Origin of the sequence: Pseudoalteromonas sp. L21 (assembly GCF_021728035.1) — a bacterium.
GTDB classification, from domain to species: Bacteria; Pseudomonadota; Gammaproteobacteria; order Enterobacterales; family Alteromonadaceae; genus Pseudoalteromonas; species Pseudoalteromonas arabiensis.
In genome coordinates, this window is record NZ_JAKKCV010000005.1 from 152322 (window position 1) to 174116 (window position 21795).

Here is a 21795-nt window from a genome sequence, read left to right on the forward strand (position 1 = left end):
CGCTCTGCGACAAGCTTTAAATGCATCTTTCGCTAAAAAAATAAACAGACGGCGCTTGGCCTAGCATTTGTTGGTAGGTTTTTACGACTATTTTTAGTACATTATCTGTCTGTTCTTGTTTTCGTTGAGCCACCATGCACTTTGTAGAAGTTGCCATAAAAGTCCCTTTACCGCGTACCTTCGATTATAAAGTTGAACCGCTGTTGCATAACATTGAATTGCAGCCGGGCATGCGTGTTCTTGTGCCATTCGGCCCACAAAAAAAAGTAGCGGTCATACTTGCCACGAAAACAAGTACTGACATCCCTAAAGAGAAGATAAAAGCCATCATAGAGGTGATTGACGAAGCCCCGATTTTATCCAAACGTCATTTAGAGCTATTAAAGTTTACAGCTCGCTACTACTGCTATCCTTTAGGTGAGACCATACATACTGCACTGCCCGCTGCTTTAAGACAAGGTGAATGCCCTGACAAAACCAGCATTAATATGGTTGAGTTAACTGAAAAAGGGGCAAAGCTCCCCTCTTTACGGGCGAAAACGCAACTCAACTTATTAAAGCAACTTGCGCAGTCGGGTAAGTCATCGTTAACCGAATTAAAAGCGCTCGGTTTTAATAAAAAAACAATTGATAGCCTGCTAGAGAAAGCGCTAATCAAACAATTTATTGAGCATGACAATCAATGGCAGCAACACGCACCCACAGTGAGTAAAAAACCGACTCTCAATAAAGAACAAGCTGTCGCTTGTACTACCATTAACCAAGCCCATGGGTTTGCAAGCTTTCTACTCGAAGGGGTGACTGGCAGCGGCAAAACGGAAGTTTACTTACAATGCCTTGAAGAAATATTAAAAAAAGGCCAACAAGCTTTGGTTTTGGTTCCTGAAATAGGTCTAACCCCACAAACCGTCAATCGTTTTCGTCGTCGCTTTCCTGATACGCCCATTATGCTATGGCATTCGGCACTCACTGATAACGAGCGCCTACAAACATGGCGCTTTTGTGAAAAAGGCAGTTGTGCGATAGTTATCGGCACACGTTCGAGTATATTTTTACCTTTTTCATCACTAGGCATGATCATTGTTGATGAAGAGCATGACAGCTCATTTAAACAGCAAGATACACTACGCTACCATGCGCGAGATCTTGCCGCTTACAGAGCCTTCCAACATAATATTCCATTGATACTCGGCAGCGCGACACCTGCATTAGAAACCTTGCATAAGGCGATTACTAATAAATATCAGCTACTTAGTTTAACACAGCGAGCACAAACCAGCACCGATAATCAGTTTCAACTATTGGACATGAAAGGACAACCTGAGCAAGCTGGCATCGCTCATGCCAGTCTTGCTTATATGCGCCAACATTTAGAGCGTGGCAAGCAAGTTATGGTATTTTTAAATCGCCGTGGTTTTTCACCTACGCTTATATGCCATGAATGCGGCTGGCTAAGTGAGTGCTCACGTTGTAGTACCAGCGCAACATTTCATAAAGCCATTGGCCAAATGATTTGTCACCACTGTGGTGAACAACATACCGTGCCTCATCAGTGCCCTGATTGTGGCAGTACGCAGATCTTTCCAAACGGTAAAGGCACTGAGCAAATCGAAGAGTTTTTAACGCAAACCTTTCCCGATATTCCTATTAGCCGTATCGACCGTGATTCAACACGCCGTAAAGGTAGCCTAGAAAAAGCCCTCGATGACATCAACCAAGGCGGCGCTCGTATTTTAGTTGGCACGCAAATGTTGGCAAAAGGCCACCATTTTGCCGATGTTAGTTTAGTACTGATTTTAGATGTCGATAGTGGCCTCTATTCATGTGATTTTCGTGCCACTGAGCATTTAGCGCAACTTGTAACACAAGTAGCAGGCCGTGCTGGACGTAGTGGTGAGCCTGGGCACGTGTTATTGCAGACGCACTTTCCTGAGCACCCGCTACTGCAAGACCTTGTTAATAATGGCTACCAAGACTTTGCGCGTTACGCCTTGACTGAGCGAGAAGATGCCCTGCTTCCCCCCATTACGAATATGGCGATTGTGCGTGCTGAAGGACATAACATAAATCAAGTTATGGATTTTTTAACTGATTTGGTTCCTGTACAGAGTGTATCTGGTATACAATTGCTCGGCCCGATCCCCGCGCCACTGGAACGTGTGGCGGGTAAGTATCGGTTCCAATTACATATTCAAGCGCAGGAGCGTTCCCACTTACACCAGTATTTAGCGCAAATGGTTGACTATATTAGTACCAGTAAACTTGCGCAAAAGGTGCGGTGGAGCTTAGACGTTGATCCTATAGATATGATTTAAAGGCCAATAGAGAATCATGGCACAACACGATTACATAAATAAAAAACCATCGAATCGAAATAATAAAAAGCAGGCACCCGCAAAAAAACCTTTTCCAGTTGCATTAGTGCTCCTTGCTATTATTCTTGTGGGCTGCTTTGGCTATGGTTTGTGGTACATAAAGCACAATGCTGATCCTGTACTTGTTGAGCAGCAAGCCAATCCGACTAAAGCGGAAGAAAAGGTGATTCCAAAACCTAAACCGCCTGAGTTTATAAAAGAAATAAAAGAGCATGAAGTTCAAGTTGAAGTAAAAGAGCTTGAACAAAAAGGCCCATACGTTATGCAATGTGGCTCGTTTAGAACACTAGAACAAGCACAAACCCTAAAAGCAAAAATAGCATTTGCAGGCCTTGTTGCAGAAGCTAAGCGCGTCGAAGGAAGTAATGGCGTATGGTACAAAGTGCGCTTGGGGCCCTATAAAACCAAACGCCAAGCAGAAAGTGACAAAAATAAACTGAAACGCATCAAAATAATGGGCTGCGGTATTTGGCTTTGGACTTGATTTTAGTTCATTCACCCATATAAACACCTCATCAATCGCTTTTTACGAGCGGCTCTGCCGCTCGAAGATGAGGAAAAACATGACCACTATTGTAAGTGTACGCCGCGACGACAAGGTCGTTATTGGTGGCGATGGCCAAGTTTCACTTGGTAATACCGTAATGAAGGGCAACGCCCGTAAAGTTCGACGCCTTTATAATGGCAAAGTAATCGCTGGATTTGCTGGCGGTACTGCTGATGCCTTCACTCTATTCGAACGTTTTGAAAGTAAATTAGAAATGCATCAAGGTAACCTCACTAAGGCTGCCGTTGAGATGGCTAAAGACTGGCGCAGTGATCGCGCCCTTAGAAAGCTTGAAGCTCTGCTTGCAGTCGCAGATGAAACCGCCTCATTAATTATCACGGGTAATGGCGATGTTGTGCAGCCTGAAAATGACCTTATTGCTATTGGTAGCGGTGGTAACTTCGCACAATCAGCAGCCACTGCACTACTGGAAAATACCGATTTAAGTGCTCGTGAAATTGTCGAAAAAAGCCTGACAATTGCTGGCAATATCTGCGTATTTACGAATAACTATCAAACCATTGAAGAATTGTAATAGGAACTGCTATGTCTGAGATGACGCCAAGAGAAATCGTTCACGAGCTTGATCAACATATTATTGGCCAAGCTAAAGCTAAAAAAGCAGTTTCAATCGCGCTACGTAACCGCTGGCGCCGTATGCAACTGAGCGATGATTTACGTACCGAAGTAACACCAAAAAACATTTTAATGATTGGTCCTACAGGTGTGGGTAAAACTGAAATTGCTCGCCGCCTTGCAAAACTTGCTAATGCCCCTTTCATTAAAGTGGAAGCAACTAAGTTCACCGAAGTGGGCTATGTTGGTAAAGAAGTTGAGACGATCATCCGTGATTTAGTTGATATTTCGATTAAAATGACACGTGAACAACAAACTAAGAAATTCAAATATCGCGCTGAAGAAGCGGCAGAAGAGCGTATTTTAGATGCTTTATTGCCACCAGCACGCGATACATTTGGTGAGTCAAAAACAGAAGAGAACTCTTCTACTCGTCAATCTTTCCGTAAAAAATTACGTGAAGGTCAGCTAGACGATAAAGAAATTGATATCGATGTTGCACAAGCACAGCCTAATGTTGAGATTATGGCACCGCCTGGTATGGAAGAAATGACCAACCAGCTACAGAGCATGTTCCAAAATATGGGTGGCGACAAGCGCAGCAAGCGTAAGCTAAAAATTAAAGAAGCGTTTAAGCTACTAGTTGAAGAAGAAGCAGCAAAACTGGTTAACCCTGAAGAGTTAAAAGAGCAGGCTATTTTCGCAGTTGAACAAAACGGTATCGTGTTTATCGATGAGATTGATAAAATCTGTAAACGTGGTGAAGCATCTGGCCCTGATGTAAGTCGTGAAGGTGTACAACGCGACTTACTACCACTTATCGAAGGCTCAACAGTTAGCACTAAGCACGGCATGGTGAAAACCGACCACATGTTATTTATTGCCTCAGGCGCATTCCAGATGTCTAAACCATCAGATATGATCCCTGAACTTCAAGGCCGCTTACCTATTCGTGTTGAACTTGAAGCACTATCAGCAGATGACTTCAAACGCATTCTAACCGAACCTCATGCATCACTCACTGAGCAGCAACGTGAACTGTTAAAAACAGAACAAGTTGATGTTGAGTTTACTGATGACGCAATTGAGCGTATTGCTAAAGCTGCGTGGCAAGTTAACGAGAAAACCGAAAACATTGGTGCTCGTCGTCTGCACACTGTGATGGAAAAACTAATGGAAGAAATTTCATTTGATGCATCTGAAAAAGCAGGCTCAAAACTGACAATCGATGCAAGCTATGTTGAACAGCACTTAGGTGCACTTGTTGAAGATGAAGACTTAAGTCGCTTCATTCTTTAATCAACAAATTAGCGTTATAATCAAAAGCCTCCAACTGGAGGCTTTTTAGTTTATAAATCGTCTATCGAGGCTGACATGAAAGAAGTCACTAAAGTTCATTACCACACTGTAAGTAAAGTCTTAGATGTTCATTTTGACGATGACTCTATTGCGCGATTTAATGCTGAATTTTTGCGTGTTCACTCGCCTTCAGCAGAAGTACAAGGCCATGGCAACGAACCTATGAAACTGGTGCTTGATAAACAGCAAGTAGCGATTAGTAAGATTGAGCCGGTTGGCCATTATGCTCTGCGCTTAGTATTTAGTGATAATCATAACAGCGGTTTATACAGCTGGCATTACTTAGCAGACTTACAAGCCAATCATGATGAACTTTGGCAGCAATACCAAACGCGAGTCACAGAGCACGAAGCTAACAAAGACAGCGTGCCTATTAAGTTTGTGCCTTAGAGGCTATCAAAAATCAAAAAGCGCGATGACGACTAGTCAACGCGCTGTTCTTTTACCTACAAAAAATGTATTAAACTTTAAACTTATCAATTGCTTGATAAAGCACACGCGCTTGCTCAGACACTTCTTCGCTGGTTTGCGCATTGGTTGCCGCATGGCCTGACGCTTCTTGAGCTATATCACGAATGCGAACCACATTTTTGTTAACCTCAGAGGCTACTTGGCTTTGCTCATCAATAGCCGTTGCAATGTGTGTACTCATTTCCATGATGGTTTGCACATCTTCGGTAATCGAACGCAGTAACTCACCGGCTTTGCTGGCTTGATCTGCACTCTCACCACCTTGAGCTCGACATTCTTGCATAATACTCACCACTTCTTGAGTACGCCCTTGTAGAGTGGAGATAATACTCTCAATCTCTTGAGTTGAATCTTGCGTGCGCTGTGCCAGTGAACGTACTTCGTCAGCAACCACAGCAAAGCCACGCCCTTGCTCACCTGCGCGAGCAGCTTCAATTGCCGCATTCAGAGCAAGTAAGTTAGTTTGCTCTGCAATACCCCGAATTACATCAAGTACCGAGCCAATCGTTTCGGCATCTTTTTCAAGTTGAGACACAACATTTGACGCATTACCTAACGACTCAGACAGGTGGTTAATTTGCACCACGGTTGATTCAACTTCCGAGCGACCTTGCTGAGCACTTAAGTTAGTTGACTCTGCTTTTTTAGCGGCCGCTTCAGTGTTATGAGAAATATCTTGAATCGTTGCCTGCATTTCTGTTGCTGCTGTGGCAACCATATCTGCTTCGTGTAACTGCTCTTGCATGCCTGAACTCGTTGCAGCAGTTGTTTCTGATAAGTGCTCAGTAGCGACATTAAGCGTTCCAAGTGCAGTGTTCACCTCGTAAATTAGCTTTTTAAAATCACCAATCAAGCTATTAAAATCCATAGACATAGTGGTAATTTCGTCTTTACCTGACTGAGCAATCGCCATACTTAAGTCATTGCTGCGGCGAATCTCATTAATAGTGTGGTAAACACGCTCAATTGGCTGAATAATAGAACGGCTGGTAAAATAAACCAACGCCATAACCACGATACTGGCAATAATGAATACCATAACGGCAATAAACTGCGCTTGCGCTGCGCTTGATTCCACAAACGCTTTGGTGTCATTAGTAAGTTCAGACACAATCGCATCACTTTTCTCAACACTGGCTTTCATTTCACCTAATGCGCCTGACTCTAAATCAAGGCCAAGTGCCACCTGTGCATCGACTAATGCTTTAAATTTCGTTTGATAGGTGGTTAGTAAGCTCAGTAACTGACTTTCATAACTGGCATCGAATCGTGAGTTTCTGATCTCTGTTTTGAATGTTTCAACTAGGTCATCAAACTTACTTAAATATTTTAAGTCAAAGCGCAACATAAAATCTTTTTCTGCACGGCGCAACTGTAACATGAGCGTTAACAAACGATAGTTCTCGCGCTCACTTAGTAAAGTCTCGACCTGATGAACAGCCCCTCTTAAGTCACCATAAAGCGCATCTTTGGGGTGTAGACCGATTTTCTTTTGCAGTACAACAACTGCTTGAAAATCTTCATAGTAGGCTTTCGCAAGCCCTCTGAATTCATTTAGCTTGCTTACATCCATTGATAAATCAACAAGTAATTCATCAAGGCGTGCCATTTTGTTTTTTAGGCCATCATATTCTTTTTCGAATAACTCAAGGCTATCTACATCTTTGTAAAATAGAAAGTTTTTCTCATGCTTACGCATTGAAAGCTCATGAATATCGAGCTCTTCAGCATTTTGAATCGTTTCATTGAGCTTGAGCATCATGCGCGACTCAAAGATAATTACACACAGCATCACAACCATTGCAAGACCAACAACTAGCGCGTTTAACTGTAAACGACGCTTTATAGTTAAGTTTTGTAATACATTCATTCAAAGTGCCCCATCGAAATATGCATTTTAGAGTATAGCTAAATTATTGAAAGCAGCTAAATTTTGCATGCATTTTCCGCTATAAGAAACGCTTAGACAATGATTTTTTGTCCCAGATCAACCTGTTGCCATAAATGATGATGCAACTTATCTAGCTGTTGCCATTGTTTTTTCTGCAACCAGTCGACTAATGGGGCCGGATCACTCGGAAAATTCAGTTTTTTATTTTGGGGGGATTGAAGCCAATCATCCATTGCATTTGGATTCAAATAGCTCATTACATGAGCAGCCCCCATCGCTAATAACGTTTGTGCATTAATCCCTTGCTCAAATTGTTTGCCAAGCGGCTTTAAGAGTAGCTTTTTGCCTAATTGTAACGCTTCACTGGCAAGCTCAAACCCTGCATTACCGATAACGCCCCCCGCATTGGCTAAATCATTTAAAAAGCCGACTCTTGATGGCGCACGCAAATGAATATTCCCCACCGAGCTATCCTTGGCATTGGGGTGATAGCAATAGAACTCACGTTCAGGGAAATCCTTCAAATAATCAACAACACTGTCTAGGTTTTCAAATGGTAAATATACAAGTACTTTGTTTTCGACCATTACAGGGTTGTCATGGTGATGATTTGCAATAAATGGTGGAATAATATTCTCAGCGTAAGGTTGCCAGTGCACACCTAGATAAACATTCGCTGGTGCATAATTACGTATAAGTGCACGCCGCAAGAAAGCCCGACCAAACATAGGCACTTTATCTGATAAAAATGCAGCTTGATGGCTCATACCCACTACAGGTACACCTTGCTGCCTTGCCGCCCACGCTGTAATAGGCTCAAAGTCATTGAACACTAAATCATAGTGGCGTAAGTCTAAGTTTTTAATATCTTTTAATAGCTGTAAAGGGCGTGCATTCTTTAGGGTTTTTATACTATCAACCTGCCCTGATTTACTATTAAACGATAAACCCCGAAATGTTCTGTAGTCGGCAAAATCGTCCATATCAAAGTAATCAAGCTCAGTTCGACCAGAAAACACATAGTCTACCTCAACATCCAATGCACTAAAGGTCGTTGCCATGACACGAGCACGTGTAATATGACCATTTCCCGTCCCTTGGATACCATATAAAATTCTCATAGATATTCCACCACCATTACAGCTAACATTGCACAACACGACCCCATCGCCGCCCCTATTAATACATCGGCAGGATAATGCACCCCAATTATCACTCTTGATATGGCGACACCTGATGCCCACATAAAACAGACAAATGAAAGCTCAGGAAAATAAATAGCCAATATTGTGGCCACGACAAATGCCCCTGCACTATGCCCTGACGGTAAACTAAACTGGTCACTCGGGATCAAATAAGCACCTTGAACTAAGCAATCACATGGACGCACCCTTGCAATCCGCTTTTTTGCTAAGAAATAGATAGGCCGTTCTATCGCGAAGCCCAGCAATAGGCACTGTGCAAGTTGCTGAAAGTGTAATTGCTCTGTAAACCACCAAAGACCAATGAGCAACACCACATATAACCCGCCATCTCCCGTCTTTGATAAACCGATTGCTGACTTTTTCACCCAGTTTGGAGAAGCGTCATTGAAGACACTCAAAAACAGCTGCTCATCAACCTTTGCTAACCTTGTAAGTATGTTGTTTGCCATGGTGAGCTCCTTGTCATACTTTGCGCCTAATTTTTATACTCATCTCAGCTTAGGCGTTAAAAATAACAATTAGGTGACGCTTTTGAGACACTAATGTTGCGGTGTACAAAATCCTTTGATTTAAACCAATAAACCCACATTAAGTCGTTGTTATTGAGTTGTATCAAGGTATACTGAATACTAAACAGACAGTCTCTTTAGAGGATGAAAAAATGGATTACAGCACTTCGGATTTATGCGACCACTTTGCAGATGTGGTTGATGTGCTCGAACCAATGTTTATTAATTTTGGTGGACGCCCAAGCTTTAGTGGTCGAGTAAAAACTGTTAAATGCTTTGAAAACAATGAGCTGATCCGCGAGATTTTATCAACAGATGGAACTGATAGCGTTCTACTCGTTGATGGTGGCGGCTCTACTCGCCGTGCATTAATCGATATTGAGCTGGCTGAAATTGCATTGGAAAATAATTGGCAAGGTATCATCGTTTACGGTGCAATACGTCATGTTGATGAGTTAGAAGAGCTCGACTTAGGCGTTCAAGCGATTGCTTCGATTCCCGTTGCAGCTGACAGCGAAGGTGCCGGCGAAGATGGCATTGGTGTTAACTTCGCAGGAGTGTCGTTTTTTGATGACGACTTTATCTATGCAGATAGCACTGGCATTCTTTTATCTGCCGAAGAATTAGAGTTAGAAGTAATAGAAGAAGACTAAACTCGGTGACTGATTACCTTAAAATTTATGAACGAGCGGCTGTAGAACATTTATGTACACGCCGCTTAAATGAACAAAAAGCATGGCAAGCACTGTCTTTATTGGATACCCATGTTAATGCCCAACAAGCTTTAATTGATGCGAAACATTTCGGTATTCGCTATGTATTAGTTGGGGTATGTGAAGATATTGGCCCACGAGCAAATTTAGGTAATGGCGGCTCACACCAAGCGTGGCCTGCCTTTTTAAAGCGATTTCTTAACCAGTCACATAACCAGTTTTTAAATCACGAGCGTGTATTATTGCTAGGCGAAGTGGCACTTGATGATTTACACCAACAAGCCACACACCTTGATAATAAAAACGATGACGATTTGGCTAAGCTACGCCAGCTTTGTGCACAAATAGATACCCGCGTTGAGCACGTGCTTGCGATGATCTTCGCTGCGGGTTTAGAACCTATCGTCATTGGCGGTGGGCACAATAACTGCTTAGGAATTTTGCGAGCCTTAAGTAAACAGTATAATAAACCCGTTCATGCTATAAACCTTGACCCTCATGCAGATTTTAGAGAATGCGAAGGTCGTCACAGCGGCAATGGCTTTAGGTATGCCTTTGAAGAAAATCATCTCGCTGATTATCACGTCATAGGCTTACATGAGTTTAAAAATAATCAAGCGATACTTGATGCACTCAAAAGCGCTCACTTCACCTTTGATAGTTATCAAGATATTCAAGTACGTCGTACTATTGACCTATCAACTGCATGCAAACAAGCGACAGCGCGTTTAAGTAAAACACCATTAGGAGTTGAAGTCGATCTCGACAGTATTTCACTCATGCCTGTGAGTGCTTATACAAACTGCGGGTTTAGTGTCGCTGATGCAGAACACTTTGTACATCTAGCAGCAAGCAACAGCAATGCGCATTACTTGCACTTATGCGAAGGTGCGCCCTCACAACATCCGGTTGGTTTAGAAGCAGGAATGAACGATGCTGGCCAAATCATCACCGCCCTTGTGAACGCTTACTTACAAGCTAGGGAAGCAGGTTAGTTCGAGGTTAAGATTGTAGGCGCGATTTTATATCACGTAATAAGCAACGTGGGGTAAACCCAGAGCTATAATCATTGATGCTCTAAGCGCCACTGTTTTAACCAAGACATCATCCCTACACTACTCAACGGATAGCTAAAATAATATCCTTGAGCCGCATAGGCATTAAGCGACTTAACAAATTTAAGATGCTCTTGAGTTTCTACCCCTTCGCATATTACTTTTGCATTGTTTTGGTTGTGCATATCAACCATACCAGACACCAAGCTACGCACTTGGCTTTGATGAGCAAAGTCAGCGGTGAGCGACGGAGCTACTTTTATGTACTCGACATTTAAGTTTGGCAGTTTTGAAAGTAAAATAGGAGTATCACCAAACCCATCTACACATAATTTGATACCAATACTATTTAATCTGGCTATCATCGCTTTGCCTTGGTCATCAAGATTCATAAACAAATCAAGTGGGCATTCAATGATCAAGTCACCAATCTCTAAGCGGTGTTCACTGAAAATACGATCAACAAATTCAATAAACTCTTCATTGAGCATTTCGGGGCCAAACACATTAATACTTAAAGGAAGCTCAATCCCTTCCATTCTCAGCGCCATCGCAAGCTCTGCAGCTCGCTCTATTACATACGCAGCGACAGGATAACCAAGCCCTGCAACACGTATATCATCAATGAACTTATTAGCAGCCAAAATACCTTGCTTTGGGTGCTGCCATCGCAATAGTAACTCTAAAAACTCTATGCGCTCATCACTATTACGTATAATCGGTTGAAAATACAGCTCTAATTCACTGGCAAAATCAAGGTTAGACAGCTCGCGCAGTCGTGCTTGTTGTTCAAGCTGTTCAACCATCATATTTGCATGATAAGGCACAATTTCCTTATTTGGGTTGGCATCAAGCGCAAGGTTGGCAAACGAGAGCAAATTATCAAAACTATGTTCTGGATTATCACAACCAACATAGCTGGCTCTGACTTTCACTTCAATGGTGCAATTTGCCACATTAAATGGCTTTAAGGTTACTTGTCTAATTTTATTAATTAATTGCTCATGATGATGTTGTTGCTCTTCAAGTGAACAAATAAACGCAAAATTTAATCCACCTAAATGAGCAAGCTTCTCATGAAGTCCCGAAGGAGCCGCGACACTAAGCACAGAATCTGATTCTAACTGATGTTTTATACGGCTGGCTGATTGTGCAAGCAACAAGTCTCCAAAATCACGACCTATATGCTGATTTACACTTTCAAAGCCTTCTAAACGTATCACCACTAAAGCGCAATTATTCGGGTGTTGCTGTCGAAAGTGTAAAAAGCCATCTTGCAGCGCTTTGCGATCAGGCAAGTCACTTAAAGGCGTTTTATCTATTTCATTATGGTGAGTTAATAAAGAAGGAACTTCTTCCTCTTCGTTGGCTTCTTCGTAGTTGAAAAAGCCCGACACAGTCAGCATTATTACCGCAGATACGAGCCAATAAAAAGCAACATCCAATAATAAATGGGCAGAAAACAACACCGCAAAACACAATGCTGCTGTGACACTTATAATAATGGCTAGCCAATTAGTGGTTCTGAATGCTTGCCAAAGATGGAAGCAAAAACTGATCGCCAAAAGCAAAATCAGCCAAGGCTCACTTAAACTCAGGATAGCAAGGCCAAGCATACCATTGACTACTAGGCTGAGTCGTAAAATAGGATTTTGAGTCACACACAGCGCACATACCATAGCCATAAACAGTGCACCTGCCAAAAACACAGCAATGACATCTCCACTCACAAAGAGAAGACTTGTACTGGCACTTGTTAAACTAGCAATCAATGACATGTAATCCAAACTGTGTAAAAGTTCTATCTAATTTAGTCTACCCAAAATCCACAGATTTGACAGTTTATTTACACCAAACTGATAACTTAATTGTGCAGGATGAGATATTTGCCAATGGGCAATATCAGCACGAGCACCCACTTTTAAGACGCCACGATCATCAAGACCCAATGCACCTGCGGCGTTTCGTGTCACCCCAGCTAACGCTTGCTCTGGGGTCATACGAAAAATAGTACATGCCATATTCATCATCAAATGCAAAGAGCACAATGGCGAGGTACCTGGGTTAAAGTCAGTAGAAATAGCAATGGGCACTTGGTACTGCTGTAACAGCTCTATTGGCGGATATTTTGTTTCTCTTAAGAAGTAAAAAGCACCCGGTAATAATACTGCTGCAGTACCCGCTTTCGCCATAGCTTGAATGCCTGCCTCATCAAGATGTTCAATATGATCGGCTGATAAGCCATTAAATTCAGCGACAAGCTCTGCACCATGCTGATTTGATAACTGCTCAGCATGCAATTTAACCGGTAAGTTATATTTCTTCGCGGCTTCAAATACACGCCGTGTTTGCTCATTGCTAAACCCGACATTCTCACAAAATGCATCGACCGCATCAGCTAAGTTGGCCTGAACGACCCGTTCTAACATCTCACCACAGACAAGATCGATATACTCATCGCTACGACCTTTATACTCTAAAGGTAGTGCATGGGCGCCTAAGAAGGTCGTTTTCACATCAACCGGATGGTTTTCACCTAATAAGCGCGCAACTTCAAGAAGTTTAATTTCGTTCTCACAATCAAGGCCATAGCCTGATTTAATTTCAACCGTTGTCACCCCTTCTGAAAACAGCGCATTCAAACGCTCTTTTGCTGCAACAAATAATGTTTCATGATCAGCTTCACGCGTAGCACGAACTGTGCTTGCAATCCCCCCGCCATTTGCAGCTATCTGCTCATAACTGACACCTTGCAGTCGTTGTTCAAACTCTTCGGCACGGCTTCCAGCAAAAACAAGGTGAGTATGACAATCAATTAAACCGGGTGTAAGCCACTGCCCTTTCACTGACACAGTTGGGGTAGCTAATGCATCAAACTTTGGTAGCTCAGCTTGTTTCCCTAACCAAGCAATCTTGCCATCTTTAACAGCAATAGCGCCATTTTCGATAGCACCATAGGGTGCATCAATAGCAGGGTTCATGGTAGCAATATTGGCATCTGTAATTAGTAGATCCCAGTGTGACTCATCATTGTTCATTGTGTGCATTTTTCACCTATACTAAATTTTGCAGTGCCCTGACTTAGCTTTGCTCTCAAGCTGGTAGCTAAAATAGACGTAAAGTTTATCAAGTCACCTTGTATATACAAGATAATTATGCCACCTTGTAACATACTATTAACTTTATACACCCGCCTTCAATGAGCATCACTAAATTCGCACAGATAAAGCAATTTATAGTTGATAATATTCGTTCCGGCCAATGGCAAGAAAACGATCGAGTACCGTCAGAGAATGAGTTAACGAATCAATTCAAAGTAAGTAGAATGACTGCAAGACGAGCATTAAGTGAACTGACAGATGCTGGTATTTTAACTCGTAGCCAAGGACTTGGAACCTTTGTTGCCAGTTTAAAGTCACAGTCTTCTCTCCTTGAGATAAAAAATATTGCCGATGAAGTAAAAGCTCGAAATGGCCAATACAGCTGTACTGTTTTAGTAATGGAATCAATACAAGCCATTGCACCTATTGCCATAGCATTAAGTGTTGATGTTGATAGCCATGTGTATCGAAGTGTTATTGTCCACAATGAAAATGAGCAACCACTACAAGTTGAAGAGCGTTTCGTCAATCCAAAGCTGGCTAAAGATTATTTGCAACAGAACTTTCACACCCTGACTCCCCACGAATATCTCTCAAGTGCAGCCCCATTAACAGAAGCAAGACACACTGTTGAAGCAATTATGCCAAACAGTGAAATGTGTCAGTGGCTCAACCTTTACAATGAAGAGCCTTGCCTGCAGGTTATTCGTCGAACTTGGTGCTCGGAGGGGATCGTAAGCTTTGCACGTTTAGTCTCCCCCGGCAGTAAGTATAGGCTAGGAGGGCATTTAACCTTTAAAAAATAACCGCTTAAATTGACCACTGATATTGAAAACCTAAAGACTCAATAGCCGATCCATCAATGATTCGCATCTTGGCCTCATCGCTGGTGAAACTTGGCTCAGAGGTACCCTGCTCGGCACACTTTTGTTGGTAATAATCAACTTTCGTTGGATGAGCAGGGTTGACTACATTATAGATTGCAGATGCATTAGGCCAACCTTCGATCAACTTGAAAATAGCATGAATAACATCGTCTCGATGCACCATATTGACGAGCTGTTGACTTGAACTCTTAAGCTCCTTACCTGCGACAAACCGCCCAGGTTCGCGGTTTGGCCCAACTAACCCCGCCAGCCGCAATACTTTACCACCCGCTTGCAGCACGCATTGTTCAGCATCATACAACAGCTGTTGGCGAGGTGACGAACATTCAATAGTACTTTGCTCTGTGTATGTATTATCAGCGTTGTTATATACACCCGTTGAAGAACATAAAATAAAGCCTCGGCATTGCAGCGATTTAGCTAACTCTAGACTGGCGGAAAGCGTCGCTAGATAATCACTTTGAGTGTCGCGGCTTTTAGGTGGAATAGCACATACCCACCACGCGTCTTTTAAAGAGACAGTATGCTTTAATCCACCTGATTGTAATATCAATTGGCGTTGAAAGTCGTGGTCATGCTTGACCTCTCTTCCAGTGCCTTGCACCTGCCAACCTAATTCATTTGCCTTAAGACAAAGTGCTTCACCTAGCCAGCCAGCACCTAGCACCACTAATTTATTATCATTAACAACCACTTGGTAACATCCCCTTGTATTATGTATTATTTTATTAACAAACTTTACTTTGTCTTGTAGCGATTTGGGTGCAAATATGATTAGATAGATTACTCTAGCTAATAATAAAAACACGTGCACCTATGTTAAACAACCTCTCTTTACGTAAAAAAATATTACTTCTTATCGGTGGGACGATCAGTGTACTACTTATCATCGCATCGAGCTTTTTTGTTAGTCACATCGCTGACTTATCACGACAAGCAATTCAGCGAGAAGCTGACAGTTACCTACAAAGTGAGCGACTTTCAATGCAAGGTTACTTTGCTCGCTATGGTAAAGTTGTTGAAACTTTTATTACTAACCCACATTTAGTGAATTGGTTTGAAAATTGGACTGAGCGTGATCAACCACTTGATAACCAACCTGGGTACAACAGCATCAATCAAGACTTTGTACGCATTAGTGGTAATGATGACAATATTCTATCTGCTTTTTTTGCCTCAGCAACCACCGGTGAGTACTTTAAAGAAAATGAACGTACTACACACTTTAACGGTGACCCTTATTACGCTTATAAACGTGGTTGGTGGCAAGATGCTCTAGCAATAAACAAGCTCTATGTCGGCCCTATTTCCGTTGACTTAACCACAGGCAATGCGTCAGCGGTTGTACAACAACCAGTGTATAACAAACAAAATAAACTCATTGGTTTTGGTGGTGTCGACTTACAGCTCAACAATATTAACGACATGGTCGAAAATATTCGTTTCAATGGTCAAGGATTTGGTTTTTTACTTGATGGCAACCAAAAAGTTGTGCACCTTTCGAAACGAACAGGTCACAAACTATCAATTACCGACGAAGGCCCAAATGGCAAAGAAGGCCTAGAAGCGCTAGAGAAACAGTTTAACGATACATCAGGCTTTAGCGAATTAAATCGCATTATGAAAAGTAAAAAAGACGGTAGTAGCTTCATCACTTTTAAAGGTGAGCAGTATTACGTTATCTTCAATCGCCTTGAATTAGAAACCCCTTATCTTGATTGGTATGTAGGTATTTTAATTCCGACCAGCATGATTGATGAGCCTGTCAATGATGCGGTAATGACAACCACAACATCAGTGTTCATTATTCTTACGATTATCATTGCAATGATCTTTTGGGCTACGCAAATGATCACCAAACCGCTGACTAAACTAACTTACATTATGCGTGATATCGCCTCAGGAGATGGCGACCTGACACAAAAAATTGATATAAAAAGTCACGATGAAGTGGGCCAATTAGCCCTGCATATGAACACCTTTATTGATAAATTGCGTGCAATGATGCTCAATACTGCAGCACAAGCGGAGCAGTTAAGCCAAGCAGCTTCACAGCTAAAAACAGTATCTCAAAAGACCAATGATGAAATTCAACAAGAAAAGCGACAAGTAGACAGTGTTAGTGCAGCTGTCACTGAAATGGCCTCAACCGTACTCGAAATTTCGCGCAATGCACAAAATACCAATAATGCAGCTGAACAAGTACAAACCATTACTGTTGATGGCACAAACCGTTCTACACAGGCTCAATCAGTCATGACCGCATTGGCAAGCCACATTGGTGAAGCGTCTAAAGTCGTTGCTGGTCTTGAGCAAGAAAGCGGTAATATTGGTGCCGTCATCGATGTAATCAACTCTATTGCAGAACAAACTAATTTACTGGCCCTTAATGCTGCCATTGAAGCAGCGCGTGCAGGCGAGCAAGGTCGAGGTTTTGCAGTGGTTGCTGACGAAGTACGTTCATTAGCTAGCCGTACGCAAGAGTCAACAGATGATATTCGTAATATGATCAGCAGGTTACAGCAGAGTGCTCAACAAGCATCCACGATGATGCAACAAGGGCAAGAACGTGCTGAGGGCTCTGTCGAACAAACACAAATTGTACTGACAGCACTGCAAGACATCGCACGATCAGTGACAAACGTACAAGATCAAAGTCATCAAATTGCGACCTCTACGGAGCAACAAACAGTGGTGGCAGAAGATATCAATAACAGCCTTGCGGCTATTAATCATTTAGTGAATAGCACAGCAGATCATGCTCATGAATTGGCTGATGAAGCCCGTGATTTGAATGAATTAGCAGTGTCACTAAATAGAACTGTTAATCAGTTTAAATTATAAAGATAAATTGCTGATGTGATTAAAAACCCGATATCACCTGAAGATGATAATATCGGGTTTTTATCGTCAGCCTTCCCTGTTACCTGTGGTGCAACTGCTTTCGCATGATCCATAAAGTCTTGCCACTGCTGCTTATTCCATAAAGCAACTCCTTGCTGATCCGTTCCTTGTTTTGATTGCGTTTGTACTTGTTCCATATAGTCACCTCCTTACGCTAGCTTCATCCATTTTAGGTTCCTTACCATTTGCTGCTCCTTAGCAATTATCCTTTCACCTTTTCCATAAAGCGTTGCCATTGTGCGCTTGTCCATAACGCCTTGTTACTTCCTTGCTTTCCATTGTGCTTTGCTACGTTTTCCATTATGTAACTCCTTGCGGTTTATAATCCGTTACTCCTACAGCGTTTCCTTGCTGTGCTCCTAAATCATCCTTGTGTGCAATTATCGTTTAGCAATAATATACACAGCATGAATCAAGCCTGGAATGTACCCTAATAGAGTTAAAAGAATATTAATCCAGAATTGTGCACCTAAACCTACCTGTAAAAATACACCTAATGGGGGAATTAAAACTGACAATATAATGCGAATTAAATCCATGATTCACTCCTTGAAAATAAAATAAAAACCCAGCCAAAGCTGGGCTTTCATTAATTACTTATTATTCAGCAACAATCGTTAATTCATCGATTACTTTGCGAACATCTTCAGCATTTTCTGCAATGCTTACTGCAAGTTGTTTTTCAGCTTCAGATTCAACGGTACCTTTAAGGGTTACAACACCATTATCAGTATCTACATCGATATCAGTACCACCTACTTCTGAGTTAAATAGGAAGCGTGTAGTAATTACAGTGCTGATTTTTGCATCTGTTAAGTCACTTTCAGCTGAGTCGCCCATATCTTTTTTGGCGTGCTTAGTCTTCATGTCTTTTACAACTGTAAGCTTGTTTTCAACATCAGTTACGCCGTCTAAGCTCAGTACTAGCTCTTCCGCTAATTCTTTATCAAGCTCACTTTTCACTTTACCAGTTAGTACAACCTTGCCATTTTTTACATCTGTGTTGATATCAAAGTTGTTTAGATTTGTGTTCATTAAAAGAACAGTTTCTGCCTTACCATCAATCCAAGCATCTTTACTTTCATTTTCCCAGCTGCTTGCCTGAGCTGACATGCTAGTAGCACCAATAACTAACGCGGCAATCATAGACTTGTTGAATGTATTCATAATCTTTCTCCTTTTGATTAAAGACGAATTAACTAATGCGACTTTAATGCCAACTATTTAACCCTTACATATCAACACCTTATTGATTTAGTCATATAATGGTTATATTCTTCTCGGTAACAATTTACAGGCTGCTCGGTAATAAGTTCACAATGTTGCAAAAATGACCAATTAGTTGCAGATAATATTAATCTATGGTTAATTTAACGAAGTTACTAACAAGCCAAAAAACACAATACATTGATTTTTATATAAATAAACTTTGGCCTGAGCTTTGCTACATATCCAATAACAGAACAATCACTTTATAATTACAACAGGGAACTACCATGGCCGTTAAACTTGAAGATCGCCCAATCGATCAAGTAAGAGAAGAAGTCATCGATCAACTCATTTATAACTACAGTCATGCCGTTATTTCAGCTGAGGCATTTGAACGCCGACTAGATCAAGCAATGTCAGCCACCAGCAACGAAGTACTTGTTGAGCTTGTTGCTGACTTAGCGCTAAAAGCTGATACTGATTACAAATCACATAAACATGCTCAATTTAAACCTCACTACAGTCATAGCAATGATAATGAAAACTTACAGTTACGTAGTATTCTTGGTTCAAATGAACGCAGCGGCCAGTGGCTTGTGCCAAAAGAAATTCACCTCACAAACTGCCTAGGTTCAATTGAGCTCGACTTTAGTGAAGCGATTTTCCAGCATCAGCATGTCACTATTTACGTAAACTGTATTTTAGGTAACGACGAGATCTACGTGCCTGAACACGTTAATGTGGTATCTAAACTGTTTAGCGTTATTGGCAGCGTAGAAAACAAGTCAGTTGCTCTAAATAAAGGTCAGGGCCCAACCATTACCATTGAAGGTAACGTATGGCTAGGCTCAGTGGAGATCAAAGTAAAGCGTACCATGAAAGAAAAGTTCATCAGCTTTGCCAATAGCCTAAAAGCCAGTTGGAAAGAAATGAATAGGGTGCAGTAAAAGTTGCGAGGTATTGTAGGCGCGATTTTACATCGCGCAATAGGTAACCAATGACGCGGGGTCAACCCGCAGCTACAACTACCGCGCGACATAAATTTCCCGGCAACATCAAAGATCATTATTCCTTTCACTTGGAATATCACTGAAATACTCTACAAACTCAACTTCAAAACCTGCGGGGTCGATAAAGTAAACATTTTTTCGGTATGGATTTTCTGGACCCCGTTTATCAATTTCATAACCGGCTGAAACAAGACGTTCAATGACGGCGTTAATGTCGTTTGTCACATAAGCAAAATGGGCAAGGCCAACTTGATGACCCGCTAAATCACGATTTTCATCTTCACCGTTATCACTCAGTGCAAGGTATTGGTAATCATCACCAAAGTGCAGCCATTTGCGTGGTTTGCCAGACCATGTGCTGTCACCTTGACTACGCACACGCCAGTGCGGGAATGCGACTTTATAAAAGTGCAGCATGGCATCAACATTACTAACAACAAGGTTTACGTGTTCTAAATACATGGTAGTTTTCCTTTTTATTTTTAAACTGCCACCAAGATAAAACCTCAAGTTAAGTTTAGGTAAAGCGTTTTTTCAAATAAAAAAGCCCCACTAAAGTGAGGCTTTTAAAAAATGATTAATTATTGATGAATTAACTACCCGCAACCTGCATTTGTTCAATTAATACAGAGCCTGTTTGAATACCGCCACGACGCTCAATGTCACCACCTAAGCCAACGACCGCTTTAAACATATCTTTTAAGTTACCAGCAATTGTGATTTCACTTACAGGATATTGGATTTCACCATTCTCAACCCAGAAACCCGCTGCGCCACGTGAGTAATCACCAGTCACCGTGTTCACACCTTGACCCATAAGTTCAGTTACCAATAAGCCTGTGCCCATGGTTTTTAATAGCGCTTTCAAATCGGCATGGGTTTGTTCAACTAGCCAGTTATGAATACCACCAGCATGACCCGTTGGTGCCATCGATAGTTTACGCGCTGCATAGCTTGCTAACAGGTAAGTTTGCAGCTCACCACCTTGAATAATTTCACGATCGACGGTTTTTAAACCTTCAGCATCAAACGGTGAAGACGCTAAACCTTTTAATAAATGCGGGCGCTCAGAGATATTCACACAATCGCTAAATACTTTAGTCCCTAGGCTATCAAGCAAGAAACTCGATTTACGATAAAGCGCACCACCGCCAATCGCCGACACTAAATGACCGAATAATGAATTGGCAATATCTGCTCTAAAGATAACAGGCACTTTCATAGTACCGAGCTTTTGGCTATTAAGTTTAGCCAAGGTTTCTGTTGCCGCTTCGAGGCCCACTTTTGCAGCGTCGTTTAAATCATCTTTATGGCGCGCTACGGTATACGCAGAATCGCGCTGCATTTGCTCGCCTTCTTTACCAATCACCATAGTGCTAATGCTATGACGCGTGCGCGGGTAACCTGCAACCATGCCATGGCTGTTACCATAAACACGTAAACCTTGGTGAGAAGAAAAACTCGCCCCATCTGAATTGACAATACGCTCATCGGCGTTTAGTGCCGCCTGCTCTGCTTGATGACAAAGTTCAATACCTTGCTCTGGGCTTACTTCCCACGGGTGGTATAAATCTAAATCGAGCGGCGCAAACTCAAGTAGCTCTTTTTCAGCGATTCCATTGTATGGATCATCAGAAGTGAATTTTGCGATATCAATGGCTTTTTCGACCACTGTACGTAATGTTTTAGGGTTTAAGTCGGCCGTTGAAGCAGAGCCTTTGTTATTACCCACATAAACACTGATACCTAAGCCACCGTCTTGGTTAAACTCTATTGTTTCAACTTCGCCCATGCGCGTGCTGACAGACAAACCTGAGGTGCTCGACATCGCCGCTTCTGCTGCAGTTGCACCGAGCTTTTTTGCATGCTCTAGCACTTCGCTGACCGCGTCTTTAACTTCAGAAATGTGTTGATAAATAGGATCTTTCATCTTGTGTGTCCTAGGTTCTGCTATTTTTTATAGTGTAACGAATGCTAACACAC

Annotated in this window: 21 protein-coding genes; 10 read left to right on the plus strand and 11 right to left on the minus strand. The window is 41.9% G+C overall.

What is annotated here, in order from left to right; genetic code table 11:
* Nucleotides 1-134: 134 nt before the first annotated feature.
* The 5 genes from priA (at nucleotide 135) to L3V41_RS15190 (ending at nucleotide 5247) form a co-directional block, all read left to right on the plus strand.
* Nucleotides 135-2315, plus strand: a complete 2181-nt coding sequence (gene priA / locus L3V41_RS15170) for a primosomal protein N' (protein WP_062567294.1) — start codon at nucleotides 135-137, stop codon at nucleotides 2313-2315.
* 16 nt (nucleotides 2316-2331) lie between these two features.
* A complete protein-coding gene (locus L3V41_RS15175) occupies nucleotides 2332-2859 on the plus strand; it encodes an SPOR domain-containing protein (protein ID WP_237128041.1) in 528 nt (175 codons plus the stop codon).
* A 79-nt stretch (nucleotides 2860-2938) separates the two neighbouring features.
* Nucleotides 2939-3457 (plus strand): ATP-dependent protease subunit HslV, encoded by a 519-nt coding sequence (gene hslV, locus L3V41_RS15180; RefSeq protein WP_130151657.1) that lies wholly within the window; start codon nucleotides 2939-2941, stop codon nucleotides 3455-3457.
* Between the two features lie 11 nt (nucleotides 3458-3468).
* Nucleotides 3469-4797 (plus strand): HslU--HslV peptidase ATPase subunit, encoded by a 1329-nt coding sequence (gene hslU, locus L3V41_RS15185; protein ID WP_193988239.1) that lies wholly within the window; start codon nucleotides 3469-3471, stop codon nucleotides 4795-4797.
* 75 nt (nucleotides 4798-4872) lie between these two features.
* Nucleotides 4873-5247, plus strand: coding sequence for a gamma-butyrobetaine hydroxylase-like domain-containing protein (locus tag L3V41_RS15190; protein WP_062567290.1), 375 nt, complete (start codon nucleotides 4873-4875; stop codon nucleotides 5245-5247).
* Nucleotides 5248-5317: 70 nt separating this feature from the next.
* On the opposite strand, the gene L3V41_RS15195 is transcribed toward L3V41_RS15190, so the two are convergent.
* The 3 genes from L3V41_RS15195 to L3V41_RS15205 all read right to left on the minus strand — a co-directional run bounded on the left by L3V41_RS15195 (nucleotide 5318) and on the right by L3V41_RS15205 (nucleotide 8873).
* Nucleotides 5318-7198 carry a HAMP domain-containing methyl-accepting chemotaxis protein gene (locus L3V41_RS15195; protein WP_062567289.1) on the minus strand — a complete coding sequence of 627 codons (1881 nt, stop codon included), beginning with the start codon at nucleotides 7196-7198 and terminating at the stop codon, nucleotides 5318-5320.
* A gap of 92 nt (nucleotides 7199-7290) precedes the next feature.
* On the minus strand, nucleotides 7291-8340 hold the full coding sequence (locus L3V41_RS15200) for an MJ1255/VC2487 family glycosyltransferase (protein ID WP_062567288.1): 1050 nt from the start codon (nucleotides 8338-8340) through the stop codon (nucleotides 7291-7293).
* A complete protein-coding gene (locus L3V41_RS15205) occupies nucleotides 8337-8873 on the minus strand; it encodes a phosphatase PAP2 family protein (RefSeq protein WP_062567287.1) in 537 nt (178 codons plus the stop codon). Before L3V41_RS15205 ends, L3V41_RS15200 begins: the two co-directional genes overlap by 4 nt.
* 212 nt (nucleotides 8874-9085) lie before the next feature.
* Here L3V41_RS15205 and rraA point away from each other — a divergent pair, with 212 nt between their 5' ends.
* Nucleotides 9086-9586, plus strand: coding sequence for a ribonuclease E activity regulator RraA (gene rraA, locus L3V41_RS15210; RefSeq protein WP_062567286.1), 501 nt, complete (start codon nucleotides 9086-9088; stop codon nucleotides 9584-9586).
* 5 nt (nucleotides 9587-9591) lie between these two features.
* Complete coding sequence (locus tag L3V41_RS15215; protein ID WP_237128042.1) at nucleotides 9592-10641, plus strand: formimidoylglutamase; 1050 nt, start codon at nucleotides 9592-9594, stop codon at nucleotides 10639-10641.
* A gap of 71 nt (nucleotides 10642-10712) precedes the next feature.
* Here L3V41_RS15215 and L3V41_RS15220 read toward each other — a convergent pair whose 3' ends face one another.
* Both L3V41_RS15220 and hutI read right to left on the minus strand, forming a co-directional pair.
* Nucleotides 10713-12386 (minus strand): GGDEF domain-containing phosphodiesterase, encoded by a 1674-nt coding sequence (locus L3V41_RS15220; RefSeq protein ID WP_193988914.1) that lies wholly within the window; start codon nucleotides 12384-12386, stop codon nucleotides 10713-10715.
* A gap of 120 nt (nucleotides 12387-12506) precedes the next feature.
* Complete coding sequence (gene hutI / locus L3V41_RS15225) at nucleotides 12507-13748, minus strand: imidazolonepropionase (RefSeq protein WP_062567283.1); 1242 nt, start codon at nucleotides 13746-13748, stop codon at nucleotides 12507-12509.
* Between the two features lie 152 nt (nucleotides 13749-13900).
* On the opposite strand from hutI, the gene hutC reads away from it, so the two are divergent.
* Entirely contained in the window at nucleotides 13901-14608 is a 708-nt protein-coding gene (gene hutC / locus L3V41_RS15230; protein WP_062567282.1) for a histidine utilization repressor, read from the plus strand.
* Nucleotides 14609-14612: 4 nt separating this feature from the next.
* Here hutC and L3V41_RS15235 read toward each other — a convergent pair whose 3' ends face one another.
* A complete protein-coding gene (locus tag L3V41_RS15235) occupies nucleotides 14613-15383 on the minus strand; it encodes an NADP-binding protein (protein WP_193988237.1) in 771 nt (256 codons plus the stop codon).
* A gap of 122 nt (nucleotides 15384-15505) precedes the next feature.
* On the opposite strand from L3V41_RS15235, the gene L3V41_RS15240 reads away from it, so the two are divergent.
* Nucleotides 15506-17533, plus strand: a complete 2028-nt coding sequence (locus L3V41_RS15240; protein WP_237128043.1) for a methyl-accepting chemotaxis protein — start codon at nucleotides 15506-15508, stop codon at nucleotides 17531-17533.
* On the opposite strand, the gene L3V41_RS15245 is transcribed toward L3V41_RS15240, so the two are convergent.
* The 3 genes from L3V41_RS15245 to L3V41_RS15255 all read right to left on the minus strand — a co-directional run bounded on the left by L3V41_RS15245 (nucleotide 17518) and on the right by L3V41_RS15255 (nucleotide 18760).
* A complete protein-coding gene (locus tag L3V41_RS15245; RefSeq protein ID WP_062567279.1) occupies nucleotides 17518-17730 on the minus strand; it encodes a hypothetical protein in 213 nt (70 codons plus the stop codon). The genes L3V41_RS15240 and L3V41_RS15245 overlap by 16 nt on opposite strands.
* A gap of 243 nt (nucleotides 17731-17973) precedes the next feature.
* Nucleotides 17974-18132, minus strand: a complete 159-nt coding sequence (locus L3V41_RS15250) for a YqaE/Pmp3 family membrane protein (RefSeq protein ID WP_064971745.1) — start codon at nucleotides 18130-18132, stop codon at nucleotides 17974-17976.
* A gap of 61 nt (nucleotides 18133-18193) precedes the next feature.
* The gene (locus L3V41_RS15255) at nucleotides 18194-18760 is read right to left on the minus strand and encodes a BON domain-containing protein (protein WP_062567278.1); all 567 of its coding nucleotides are present in this window, start codon (nucleotides 18758-18760) and stop codon (nucleotides 18194-18196) included.
* A gap of 329 nt (nucleotides 18761-19089) precedes the next feature.
* Between L3V41_RS15255 and L3V41_RS15260 the strand changes: the two genes are divergently transcribed.
* Nucleotides 19090-19749, plus strand: a complete 660-nt coding sequence (locus tag L3V41_RS15260; RefSeq protein ID WP_237114766.1) for a LiaF domain-containing protein — start codon at nucleotides 19090-19092, stop codon at nucleotides 19747-19749.
* Nucleotides 19750-19857: 108 nt separating this feature from the next.
* Here L3V41_RS15260 and L3V41_RS15265 read toward each other — a convergent pair whose 3' ends face one another.
* Both L3V41_RS15265 and pmbA read right to left on the minus strand, forming a co-directional pair.
* Nucleotides 19858-20274, minus strand: coding sequence for a VOC family protein (locus L3V41_RS15265; protein ID WP_062567276.1), 417 nt, complete (start codon nucleotides 20272-20274; stop codon nucleotides 19858-19860).
* Between the two features lie 130 nt (nucleotides 20275-20404).
* Nucleotides 20405-21742 (minus strand): metalloprotease PmbA, encoded by a 1338-nt coding sequence (pmbA, locus tag L3V41_RS15270; RefSeq protein ID WP_237128044.1) that lies wholly within the window; start codon nucleotides 21740-21742, stop codon nucleotides 20405-20407.
* Nucleotides 21743-21795: the final 53 nt, after the last annotated feature.